Raw genomic sequence first — 9,798 nt, forward strand, 5'->3', positions numbered from 1 at the left:
GTAAGAGAGAAGCCCCTGCCGGGAACCGGCAGACAAACAGGAGATAGACGTGATCCAGCAGGAGTCGCGACTGCGCGTCGCCGACAACACGGGTGCGAAGGAAATTCTCACCATCCGTGTTCTCGGTGGCTCAGGTCGCCGCTACGCGGGCATCGGTGACGTCATCGTCGCCACCGTCAAGGACGCGATCCCCGGTGGCAACGTGAAGAAGGGTGACGTCATCAAGGCGGTCATCGTTCGCACCGTGAAGGAGCGCCGCCGTCCGGACGGCTCGTACATCCGCTTCGACGAGAACGCCGCCGTCATTCTGAAGAACGACGGCGACCCTCGCGGCACCCGTATCTTCGGCCCGGTGGGCCGTGAGCTGCGCGAGAAGAAGTTCATGAAGATCATCTCGCTCGCGCCGGAGGTGCTGTAAGCATGAAGATCAAGAAGGGCGACCTGGTTCAGGTCATCACCGGTAAGGACCGTGGCAAGCAGGGCAAGGTCATCGCGGCCTTCCCCCGCGAGGACCGCGTCCTGGTCGAGGGTGTCAACCGGGTCAAGAAGCACACGAAGGCCGGCCCGACCGCCAGCGGTTCGCAGGCCGGTGGCATCGTGACCACCGAGGCCCCCGTCCACGTCTCCAACGTCCAGCTGGTCGTGGAGAAGGACGGCAACAAGGTTGTCACGCGTGTCGGTTTCCGCTTCGACGATGACGGCAACAAGATCCGCGTTGCCAAGCGGACGGGTGAGGACATCTGATGACGACCACCACCACTCCGCGTCTGAAGACGAAGTACCGCGAGGAGATCACGGCGAAGCTGCAGGACGAGTTCTCGTACGAGAACGTCATGCAGATTCCCGGTCTCGTGAAGGTCGTCGTGAACATGGGTGTCGGCGACGCCGCCCGTGACTCGAAGCTCATGGACGGTGCCGTCCGTGACCTGACGACGATCACCGGCCAGAAGCCGGCCATCACCAAGGCTCGCAAGTCCATCGCGCAGTTCAAGCTGCGTGAGGGCCAGCCGATCGGTGCCCACGTCACGCTCCGTGGCGACCGCATGTGGGAGTTCCTGGACCGCACCCTGTCGCTCGCGCTGCCGCGCATCCGCGACTTCCGTGGTCTGTCCCCCAAGCAGTTCGACGGCCGTGGCAACTACACCTTCGGTCTCACGGAGCAGGTCATGTTCCACGAGATCGACCAGGACAAGATCGACCGCGTCCGGGGTATGGACATCACCGTGGTGACCACGGCGACCAACGACGCCGAAGGCCGTGCCCTTCTCCGTCACCTCGGCTTCCCCTTCAAGGAGGCGTAAGCGAGATGGCGAAGAAGGCTCTGATTGCCAAGGCTGCTCGTAAGCCGAAGTTCGGTGTTCGTGGCTACACGCGCTGCCAGCGCTGCGGCCGCCCGCACTCCGTGTACCGCAAGTTCGGCCTCTGCCGCGTGTGCCTTCGTGAGATGGCTCACCGTGGCGAGCTGCCGGGCGTGACCAAGAGCTCCTGGTAGTCCCTTAATTCGGACTGCCCGGATCTCTCGGTAAGTAAAGGGTCGGCAGAGCCCGCTCCCCGCATGGCTTAGGCTTGTGGGGTTGGGCTCTGCTGCCCTACCGACTTACTACGCCGTAGGTCCCCGCGCCGCACCCGTCCCGCCCCTGTGTGGGGAGAGGGATGGCGCATACAGGAAACCCCGGCGAGAGAGGCCGAAGGCCAATTCATGACCATGACTGATCCGATCGCAGACATGCTTACGCGTCTGCGGAACGCGAACTCGGCGTACCACGACTCCGTGGCTATGCCGCACAGCAAGATCAAGTCGCACATCGCCGAGATCCTCCAGCAGGAGGGTTTCATCACCGGCTGGAAGGTCGAGGACGCCGAGGTCGGCAAGTCCCTCGTCCTGGAGCTGAAGTTCGGCCCGAACCGTGAGCGTTCGATCGCCGGCATCAAGCGCATCTCCAAGCCGGGTCTGCGTGTTTACGCGAAGTCCACCAACCTGCCGAAGGTTCTCGGTGGCCTGGGCGTGGCGATCATCTCCACGTCCCACGGTCTCCTGACCGGCCAGCAGGCAGGCAAGAAGGGCGTGGGTGGGGAAGTCCTCGCCTACGTCTGGTAGCGGAAGGAATCGGAGGAAACAGCTATGTCGCGTATTGGCAAGCTCCCCATCACGGTTCCCGCCGGCGTGGACGTCACCATCGACGGCCAGACGGTCGCGGTGAAGGGCCCCAAGGGTTCCCTGAGCCACACCGTTGCGGCGCCGATCGAGATCGCCAAGGGTGAGGACGGCGTTCTGGCCGTCACCCGCCCGAACGACGAGCGTCAGAACAAGGCCCTGCACGGCCTGTCCCGCACGCTGGTGGCGAACATGATCACCGGCGTGACCACGGGTTACGTGAAGAAGCTCGAAATCAGCGGTGTCGGTTACCGCGTCCTGGCGAAGGGCTCCAACCTGGAGTTCTCGCTCGGCTACAGCCACCCGATCCTGATCGAGGCGCCCGAGGGCATCTCCTTCAAGGTCGAATCGGCGACCAAGTTCTCGGTCGAGGGCATCGACAAGCAGAAGGTCGGCGAGGTTGCGGCCAACATCCGCAAGCTGCGCAAGCCCGACCCGTACAAGGCCAAGGGCGTCAAGTACGAAGGCGAAGTCATCCGCCGCAAGGTCGGAAAGGCGGGTAAGTAAGCCATGGCATACGGTCAGAAGATCGCTAAGGGCGACGCTTACAAGCGTGCGGCCATCAAGCGCCGCCACATCCGTATCCGCAAGAACATGTCGGGTACGGCGGAGCGTCCGCGCCTGGTCGTGACGCGCTCGAACCGGAACATCGTGGCCCAGGTCATCGACGACGTTAAGGGTCACACCCTCGCGTCGGCGTCGACCCTGGACACGTCGATCCGCGGCGGCGAGGGCGACAAGTCCGCGCAGGCCAAGTCGGTCGGCGCCCTGGTCGCCGAGCGCGCCAAGGCCGCCGGTGTCGAGGCTGTCGTGTTCGACCGTGGTGGTAACCAGTACGCCGGGCGCATTGCCGCCCTGGCGGACGCCGCCCGCGAAGCCGGACTCAAGTTCTGAGTCTTGCCCGTTCGCGCAGCGATTCATTGATGCTGCGTAGCTAGCGGATACAGAGAGAGGTAATTCCAATGGCTGGACCCCAGCGCCGCGGTGGCGGTGCCGGTGGCGGCGAGCGGCGGGACCGGAAGGGCCGTGACGGCGGCGCTGCTGAGAAGACCGCGTACGTTGAGCGCGTTGTCGCGATCAACCGTGTCGCCAAGGTTGTGAAGGGTGGTCGTCGCTTCAGCTTCACTGCGCTCGTCGTAGTGGGCGACGGTGACGGCACCGTGGGTGTCGGTTACGGCAAGGCCAAGGAGGTGCCGGCCGCCATCGCCAAGGGTGTTGAGGAGGCCAAGAAGCACTTCTTCAAGGTCCCCCGTATCCAGGGCACCATCCCGCACCCGATCACGGGCGAGAAGGCTGCGGGCGTCGTCCTGCTCAAGCCGGCTTCCCCCGGTACCGGTGTTATCGCCGGTGGCCCGGTGCGTGCCGTGCTCGAGTGCGCGGGCGTGCACGACATCCTGTCGAAGTCGCTCGGTTCGTCGAACGCGATCAACATCGTGCACGCGACCGTGGAGGCCCTCCGGGGTCTGCAGCGTCCCGAGGAGATCGCGGCCCGCCGTGGTCTGCCCCTCGAGGACGTCGCTCCCGCGGCCCTGCTGCGTGCGCGTGCCGGGGCTGGTGCGGCGTAATGGCACAGCTCAAGATCACGCAGACGAAGTCGTACATCGGCAGCAAGCAGAACCACCGTGACACCCTGCGTTCCCTTGGTCTCAAGGGGATCAACACGCAGGTCGTCAAGGAGGACCGCCCCGAGTTCCGCGGCATGGTTCAGACCGTGCGCCACCTCGTGACGGTTGAGGAGGTCTGATCATGGGTGAGCAGAACCCGCTCAAGATCCACAACCTCCGTCCGGCCCCGGGCGCCAAGACCGCCAAGACCCGTGTTGGTCGTGGTGAGGCGTCGAAGGGTAAGACGGCCGGTCGTGGTACCAAGGGCACCAAGGCCCGTTACCAGGTTCCGGAGCGCTTCGAGGGTGGCCAGATGCCCCTCCACATGCGTCTTCCGAAGCTCAAGGGCTTCAAGAACCCCTTCAAGGTCGAGTTCCAGGTCGTGAACCTGGACAAGCTCGCCTCGCTGTACCCCGAGGGTGGCGAAGTCACCGTCGAGGGTCTGGTGGAAAAGGGTGCTGTCCGTAAGAACAGCCTCGTCAAGGTCCTGGGCCAGGGCGAGATCACCGTGGCGCTGCAGGTGACGGTCGACTCCGTCTCCGGCTCCGCCAAGGAGAAGATCACCGCCGCCGGCGGTACGGTCACCGAGCTCGTCTGAGGCAATCAGGCGTCTTGATGACGTGAACGTCCCTACCGGGGATGCCCCATCTTTGGGGCATCCCCGGTTGGTCGTTCCTAGGGGAGCAGTTACGCCGGTAAGGTGGCGTCCGTTGTTAAGTTCCGGGCCTCGTGTGCCCCCGGCACCAAACCCGGTCCTTGGCCGTTAGACCGTTTACGTATTTGTCGAATCCTCAAGACCGTCACCTCTACGCATGCGCGCGGGGGTCGCAGGAGGCACCGTGCTCACCGCGTTCGCCCGGGCGTTCAAGACGCCCGACCTGCGCAAGAAGCTGCTCTTCACGCTGGGCATCGTCGTGATCTACCGGCTCGGCGCTCATGTGCCGATCCCAGGGGTGGATTACCAGAACGTCCAGACGTGTATGAACCAGGCCAATTCCAGCTCGGGCCTCTTCGGCCTGGTCAACATGTTCAGCGGTGGCGCGCTGTTGCAGATCACGGTCTTCGCGCTCGGCATCATGCCGTACATCACCGCGAGCATCATTCTGCAGCTGCTCACCGTGGTGATCCCGCGCCTCGAAGCCCTCAAGAAGGAGGGCCAGGCCGGCACGGCGAAGATCACGCAGTACACCCGGTACCTGACGGTGGCGCTCGCCATCCTCCAGGGCACCGGCCTCGTCGCCACCGCCCGCACCGGCGCGCTCTTCCAGGGCTGCCCCGTCGCCAGCGAGATCGTGCCGGACCAGTCGATCTTCATCACGATCACGATGGTCATCACGATGACCGCCGGTACCTGCGTGATGATGTGGCTCGGCGAAATGATCACCGACAAGGGCATCGGCAACGGTATGTCGATCCTGATGTTCATCTCGATCGCCGCGACGTTCCCGTCCGCGCTGTGGGCCATCAAGAAGCAGGGCTCGCTGGCCGACGGCTGGATCGAGTTCGGCACCGTCATCCTCGTCGGCCTCGTCATGGTCGCCCTGGTGGTCTTCGTCGAGCAGGCCCAGCGGCGTATCCCCGTGCAGTACGCGAAGCGCATGATCGGGCGCCGTTCCTACGGTGGTACGTCCACGTACATCCCGCTCAAGGTGAACCAGGCCGGTGTGATCCCGGTCATCTTCGCGTCGTCGCTGCTCTACATTCCGGCACTGGTCGCTCAGTTCGCCGGGGGTGATTCGCAATGGAAGGTCTGGATCGACGACCACCTGACCAAGGGAAATCACCCGATTTACATCGTCACGTACTTCCTCCTGATCGTGTTCTTCGCCTTCTTCTACGTGGCGATCTCGTTCAACCCCGAGGAAGTCGCCGACAACATGAAGAAGTATGGTGGCTTCATCCCGGGCATCCGGGCTGGCCGACCGACCGCTGAGTACCTTTCGTACGTGCTCAACCGGATCACCTGGCCGGGTTCGCTGTATTTGGGCCTGATCGCTCTCGTGCCGACGATGGCGTTGGTTGGTTTCGGGGCAAACCAGAACTTCCCGTTCGGTGGCACGAGCATCCTGATCATCGTGGGTGTCGGCCTGGAGACGGTGAAGCAGATCGAGAGCCAGCTCCAGCAGCGCAATTACGAAGGGTTCCTCCGCTGATGCGTATCGTCCTCGTCGGGCCGCCCGGTGCTGGCAAGGGAACGCAGGCCGCGTTCCTGGCCAAGAACCTGTCGATTCCGCACATCTCCACGGGCGACCTCTTCCGTGCCAACATCAGCCAGGGCACGGAGCTGGGCAAGCAGGCCAAGTCCTACATGGACGCCGGTCAGCTGGTTCCGGACGAGGTCACCATCGGGATGGCGAAGGACCGCATGGAGCAGCCGGATGCCGTGAACGGCTTCCTGCTCGATGGTTTCCCGCGCAACGTCTCGCAGGCCGAGGCGCTCGACGTCGCCCTCAAGGCCGACGACGTCACGCTGGACGCGGTCCTGGATCTGGAGGTCCCCGAGGACGAGGTGGTCAAGCGCATCGCGGGCCGCCGCATCTGCCGTAACGACTCAGCACACGTCTTCCATGTCGAGTACAAGCAGCCGGAGACCGAGGGGGTCTGCGACACCTGCGGCGGCGAGCTGTACCAGCGCGACGACGACAAGGAAGAGACGGTGCGCAACCGGCTCGAGGTCTACCACACGCAGACCGAGCCGATCATCGACTACTACCGGGAGCAGGGGCTCGTCGCGACGATCTCCGCGCTCGGCAAGGTCGATGACGTCACGGCGCGGGCCATGGAGGCCCTGAAGCGCTGAGCGCTTGAAGTACGTACCACGTGCCTGAGGCCGCGGTTCCCCGTCGGGGGGATCGCGGCCTTAGTGTTGGTGGGGACTGGATGTACGTAACCCTCGTACCGGATGACGGAGAGCGCAGGCCCCCATGGTGCAGATCAAGACCCCCGACCAGATTCGCAAGATGCGCGAGGCGGGGCTTGTCGTCGCGGCGATCCACGCGGCGACCCGTGAGGCGGCCGTGCCGGGCGCGACCACCAGGGATCTGGACGAGGTCGCCCGCAAGGTGCTCGCCGAGCACGGGGCGAAGTCGAACTTCCTCGGGTACGGGGGGTTCCCCGCGACCATCTGCACCTCGAAGAACGAGGTCGTGGTGCACGGCATCCCGAGCGGCGAGGTCGTCCTGGAGGACGGCGACATCATCTCGATCGACTGCGGCGCGATCGTCGACGGGTGGCACGGTGATGCCGCGTACACCGCCTTCGTCGGGTCCGGGCACTCCGCGGAGCTGATCGAGCTGTCGCGGGTGACGGAGGAGTCGATGTGGGCCGGGCTTGCGGCCATGAAGCAGGGCAACCGCCTGGTCGACATCTCCCGTGCCATCGAGTCGTACATCCGCCGGCAGCCCAAGCCGGGGGGCGGCAAGTACGGGATCGTCGAGGACTACGGCGGGCACGGCATCGGGACCGAGATGCACATGGACCCGCACCTCCTGAACTACGTCGAGCGTCGCCGCGGCAAGGGCCCGAAGCTGGTGCCCGGCTTCTGCCTCGCCATCGAGCCGATGGTCTCCCTCGGTACGCCGAGGACGGAGACGCTGTCCGACGACTGGACCGTCATCACGACCGACGGCACCTGGTCCTCGCACTGGGAACACTCCGTTGCCCTCACGGAGGACGGCCCCCTCGTCCTGACCGCCCCCGACGGCGGCAAGGCAAAGCTGGCGGAACTCGGCGTGACGGCGGCGCCGGATCCGCTGGGGTGAACCCGGTGTGACAAGGCGCGGCGGGGCTTAAGGATCTTGGTCGTGGGGGAGAATCACGGGATTCGTCTTTCCCGGGGTACTGACGTAGACTGACTCGTCGGCCTTCGTGTATGCGCATGTCTCCATGCGGACACGGAAGTCGATCAAGGTAGTCGATTCGAAGGGCGAAGCGTGGCCAAGAAGCAAGGTGCCATCGAGATCGAGGGCACTGTCGTCGAGTCTCTGCCGAACGCCATGTTCAAGGTCGAGCTCCAGAACGGCCACCAGGTCCTGGCACACATCAGCGGCAAGATGCGCATGCACTACATCCGTATCCTCCCTGACGACCGGGTCGTGGTGGAGCTGTCTCCGTACGACCTCACGCGTGGCCGGATCGTCTACCGGTACAAGTAGATCTTGCCCTAGTCCCGCCTCGGCGGGCCGCCGGCAACTGACCCGGAGAACCTCACCCATGAAGGTCAAGCCGAGCGTCAAGAAGATCTGCGACAAGTGCAGGGTGATCCGCCGTCACGGTCGGGTCATGGTGATCTGCGACAACCCGCGCCACAAGCAGCGCCAGGGCTGACGCAGACCCGTTCAACTGCAGTTCGATCGCAGAGTTCGCGCGACGCAGCACATCGAGTACATACGCAGGGCCCGCCGGCGGTGATTCAGTCACCGTGGCGACACCCTCGGTCGGAGGCCGAGGACTCAGTTCGTACCAACTCTTCGGACGAAGAGGACGGCGACTGGGAGTGGTTCTGCTACAGACCTCCGAAGAATCAACAGGAGCCATGAATGGCACGCGTTGAAGGTGTTGACCTCCCGCGCGAGAAGCGCATTGAGGTCGCCCTCACCTACGTGTTCGGCATCGGCCGCACGCGCGCCCAGGAGACCCTGGACGCGATTGGTGTCGACCGCAACATCCGCGTTCGTGAGATCAGCGAGGAAGACCTCGTAAAGATCCGCGAGTACGTGGACCAGAACTTCCAGACCGAGGGTGACCTCCGTCGCGAGATCCAGGCCGACATCCGCCGCAAGGTCGAGATCGGCTGCTACCAGGGTCTGCGTCACCGTCGCGGCCTGCCGGTGCACGGCCAGCGCACCAGCACGAACGCGCGTACCCGCAAGGGCCCGCGTCGCGCCATCGCCGGTAAGAAGAAGCCGGGCAAGAAGTAGTCCTCAGCGGACGCTCATCAGCGGTCTTCGCTGTAGGACCGACCACCTCCCTGTAGGAGAACGACATGCCCCCCAAGGGTCGTCAGGGCGCTGCCAAGAAGGTGCGCCGCAAGGAAAAGAAGAACGTCGCTCACGGCCACGCGCACATCAAGAGCACGTTCAACAACACGATCGTGTCCATCACGGACCCGACCGGCAACGTGATCTCGTGGGCCTCCGCCGGCCACGTCGGCTTCAAGGGCTCTCGCAAGTCCACGCCGTTCGCCGCGCAGATGGCCGCCGAGTCGGCTGCCCGTCGCGCGCAGGAGCACGGCATGCGCAAGGTCGACGTCTTCGTCAAGGGCCCGGGTTCCGGTCGTGAGACCGCCATCCGTTCGCTCCAGGCGACCGGCCTCGAGGTCGGCTCGATCCAGGACGTGACGCCGACGCCGCACAACGGCTGCCGTCCGCCGAAGCGCCGCCGCGTCTGACGCACGTCGCTTGACTTGAGGTTTACGGGCGGTACGGCTCTTCGGGGCGGTATCGCCCGTACCCTTGGCAGTACTCAAGGGCATCAAATAGTGGGTGCCCATGACTGAAGGATTCCTTTCATGCTGATCGCTCAGCGTCCCTCGTTGACCGAAGAGGTCGTCGACGAATTCCGCTCCCGGTTCGTGATCGAGCCGCTGGAGCCGGGCTTCGGCTACACCCTCGGCAACTCCCTCCGCCGCACCCTCCTCTCGTCGATCCCCGGCGCTGCTGTCACCAGCATCCGTATCGACGGTGTCCTGCACGAGTTCACCACCGTGCCGGGCGTCAAGGAGGACGTCACCGACCTCATCCTGAACATCAAGCAGCTGGTCGTCTCCTCGGAGCACGATGAGCCGGTCGTGATGTACCTGCGCAAGCAGGGCCCGGGTCTGGTCACCGCCGCCGACATCGCGCCCCCGGCCGGTGTCGAGGTGCACAACCCCGACCTCGTCCTCGCCACGCTCAACGGCAAGGGCAAGCTGGAGATGGAGCTGACCGTCGAGCGCGGTCGCGGTTACGTCTCCGCGGTGCAGAACAAGCAGGTCGGTCAGGAGATCGGGCGCATCCCGGTCGACTCGATCTACTCGCCGGTTCTCAAGGTCACGTACAA

General features: G+C 64.7%; 18 protein-coding genes. All 18 read left to right on the plus strand.

Annotation, left to right across the window (positions count from 1 at the left end):
- The first annotated feature begins 49 nt into the window (after positions 1-49).
- Positions 50-418: a 50S ribosomal protein L14 gene (gene rplN, locus ACWD2L_RS34125; RefSeq protein WP_351338268.1), complete on the plus strand. Its 369-nt coding sequence runs from the start codon at positions 50-52 to the stop codon at positions 416-418.
- 2 nt (positions 419-420) lie between these two features.
- Positions 421-744 carry a 50S ribosomal protein L24 gene (gene rplX, locus ACWD2L_RS34130; protein ID WP_351338266.1) on the plus strand — a complete coding sequence of 108 codons (324 nt, stop codon included), beginning with the start codon at positions 421-423 and terminating at the stop codon, positions 742-744.
- Entirely contained in the window at positions 744-1,301 is a 558-nt protein-coding gene (gene rplE, locus ACWD2L_RS34135; RefSeq protein WP_351338263.1) for a 50S ribosomal protein L5, read from the plus strand. The genes rplX and rplE overlap by 1 nt, the downstream gene beginning before the upstream one ends.
- Before the next feature lie 5 nt (positions 1,302-1,306).
- Positions 1,307-1,492 carry a type Z 30S ribosomal protein S14 gene (locus ACWD2L_RS34140; RefSeq protein ID WP_003948630.1) on the plus strand — a complete coding sequence of 62 codons (186 nt, stop codon included), beginning with the start codon at positions 1,307-1,309 and terminating at the stop codon, positions 1,490-1,492.
- Positions 1,493-1,699: 207 nt separating this feature from the next.
- Positions 1,700-2,098, plus strand: coding sequence for a 30S ribosomal protein S8 (gene rpsH, locus ACWD2L_RS34145; protein ID WP_266713091.1), 399 nt, complete (start codon positions 1,700-1,702; stop codon positions 2,096-2,098).
- Between the two features lie 24 nt (positions 2,099-2,122).
- Positions 2,123-2,662, plus strand: coding sequence for a 50S ribosomal protein L6 (gene rplF / locus ACWD2L_RS34150; RefSeq protein WP_266713093.1), 540 nt, complete (start codon positions 2,123-2,125; stop codon positions 2,660-2,662).
- 3 nt (positions 2,663-2,665) lie between these two features.
- The gene (gene rplR, locus ACWD2L_RS34155; RefSeq protein WP_326020847.1) at positions 2,666-3,049 is read left to right on the plus strand and encodes a 50S ribosomal protein L18; all 384 of its coding nucleotides are present in this window, start codon (positions 2,666-2,668) and stop codon (positions 3,047-3,049) included.
- A gap of 68 nt (positions 3,050-3,117) precedes the next feature.
- Complete coding sequence (gene rpsE / locus ACWD2L_RS34160; RefSeq protein WP_351338259.1) at positions 3,118-3,720, plus strand: 30S ribosomal protein S5; 603 nt, start codon at positions 3,118-3,120, stop codon at positions 3,718-3,720.
- Entirely contained in the window at positions 3,720-3,899 is a 180-nt protein-coding gene (gene rpmD / locus ACWD2L_RS34165) for a 50S ribosomal protein L30 (RefSeq protein ID WP_326020845.1), read from the plus strand. The genes rpsE and rpmD overlap by 1 nt, the downstream gene beginning before the upstream one ends.
- 2 nt (positions 3,900-3,901) lie before the next feature.
- Positions 3,902-4,357 (plus strand): 50S ribosomal protein L15, encoded by a 456-nt coding sequence (gene rplO / locus ACWD2L_RS34170; RefSeq protein WP_266713101.1) that lies wholly within the window; start codon positions 3,902-3,904, stop codon positions 4,355-4,357.
- Between the two features lie 241 nt (positions 4,358-4,598).
- Positions 4,599-5,912 (plus strand): preprotein translocase subunit SecY, encoded by a 1,314-nt coding sequence (gene secY / locus ACWD2L_RS34175; protein ID WP_351338255.1) that lies wholly within the window; start codon positions 4,599-4,601, stop codon positions 5,910-5,912.
- Positions 5,912-6,559 (plus strand): adenylate kinase, encoded by a 648-nt coding sequence (locus ACWD2L_RS34180; protein WP_351338252.1) that lies wholly within the window; start codon positions 5,912-5,914, stop codon positions 6,557-6,559. The genes secY and ACWD2L_RS34180 overlap by 1 nt, the downstream gene beginning before the upstream one ends.
- Positions 6,560-6,683: 124 nt before the next feature.
- Positions 6,684-7,520 carry a type I methionyl aminopeptidase gene (gene map / locus ACWD2L_RS34185; RefSeq protein ID WP_351338249.1) on the plus strand — a complete coding sequence of 279 codons (837 nt, stop codon included), beginning with the start codon at positions 6,684-6,686 and terminating at the stop codon, positions 7,518-7,520.
- Positions 7,521-7,691: 171 nt separating this feature from the next.
- Positions 7,692-7,913 carry a translation initiation factor IF-1 gene (infA, locus tag ACWD2L_RS34190; RefSeq protein ID WP_003948620.1) on the plus strand — a complete coding sequence of 74 codons (222 nt, stop codon included), beginning with the start codon at positions 7,692-7,694 and terminating at the stop codon, positions 7,911-7,913.
- Between the two features lie 58 nt (positions 7,914-7,971).
- Positions 7,972-8,085: a 50S ribosomal protein L36 gene (rpmJ, locus tag ACWD2L_RS34195; protein WP_003974245.1), complete on the plus strand. Its 114-nt coding sequence runs from the start codon at positions 7,972-7,974 to the stop codon at positions 8,083-8,085.
- Between the two features lie 212 nt (positions 8,086-8,297).
- Positions 8,298-8,678 carry a 30S ribosomal protein S13 gene (gene rpsM / locus ACWD2L_RS34200; protein ID WP_351338246.1) on the plus strand — a complete coding sequence of 127 codons (381 nt, stop codon included), beginning with the start codon at positions 8,298-8,300 and terminating at the stop codon, positions 8,676-8,678.
- A gap of 65 nt (positions 8,679-8,743) precedes the next feature.
- Positions 8,744-9,148, plus strand: a complete 405-nt coding sequence (gene rpsK, locus ACWD2L_RS34205; protein ID WP_003948617.1) for a 30S ribosomal protein S11 — start codon at positions 8,744-8,746, stop codon at positions 9,146-9,148.
- Between the two features lie 120 nt (positions 9,149-9,268).
- Positions 9,269-9,798 (plus strand): DNA-directed RNA polymerase subunit alpha (locus tag ACWD2L_RS34210; RefSeq protein WP_351338244.1); only part of this gene is annotated, 530 nt, incomplete at its 3' end.

Source organism: Streptomyces sp. NPDC002754 (genome assembly GCF_053592315.1).

Bases quoted from the DNA above. Each gene is read 5' to 3' on its own strand.
- rplX (WP_351338266.1), top strand. From the start codon at position 421: ATGAAGATCAAGAAGGGCGACCTGGTTCAGGTCATCACCGGTAAGGAC.
- rplE (WP_351338263.1), top strand. From the start codon at position 744: ATGACGACCACCACCACTCCGCGTCTGAAGACGAAGTACCGCGAGGAG.
- ACWD2L_RS34140 (WP_003948630.1), top strand. From the start codon at position 1,307: ATGGCGAAGAAGGCTCTGATTGCCAAGGCTGCTCGTAAGCCGAAGTTC.
- rpsH (WP_266713091.1), top strand. From the start codon at position 1,700: ATGACCATGACTGATCCGATCGCAGACATGCTTACGCGTCTGCGGAAC.
- rplF (WP_266713093.1), top strand. From the start codon at position 2,123: ATGTCGCGTATTGGCAAGCTCCCCATCACGGTTCCCGCCGGCGTGGAC.
- rplR (WP_326020847.1), top strand. From the start codon at position 2,666: ATGGCATACGGTCAGAAGATCGCTAAGGGCGACGCTTACAAGCGTGCG.
- rpsE (WP_351338259.1), top strand. From the start codon at position 3,118: ATGGCTGGACCCCAGCGCCGCGGTGGCGGTGCCGGTGGCGGCGAGCGG.
- rpmD (WP_326020845.1), top strand. From the start codon at position 3,720: ATGGCACAGCTCAAGATCACGCAGACGAAGTCGTACATCGGCAGCAAG.
- rplO (WP_266713101.1), top strand. From the start codon at position 3,902: ATGGGTGAGCAGAACCCGCTCAAGATCCACAACCTCCGTCCGGCCCCG.
- ACWD2L_RS34180 (WP_351338252.1), top strand. From the start codon at position 5,912: ATGCGTATCGTCCTCGTCGGGCCGCCCGGTGCTGGCAAGGGAACGCAG.
- map (WP_351338249.1), top strand. From the start codon at position 6,684: ATGGTGCAGATCAAGACCCCCGACCAGATTCGCAAGATGCGCGAGGCG.
- rpmJ (WP_003974245.1), top strand. From the start codon at position 7,972: ATGAAGGTCAAGCCGAGCGTCAAGAAGATCTGCGACAAGTGCAGGGTG.
- rpsM (WP_351338246.1), top strand. From the start codon at position 8,298: ATGGCACGCGTTGAAGGTGTTGACCTCCCGCGCGAGAAGCGCATTGAG.
- rpsK (WP_003948617.1), top strand. From the start codon at position 8,744: ATGCCCCCCAAGGGTCGTCAGGGCGCTGCCAAGAAGGTGCGCCGCAAG.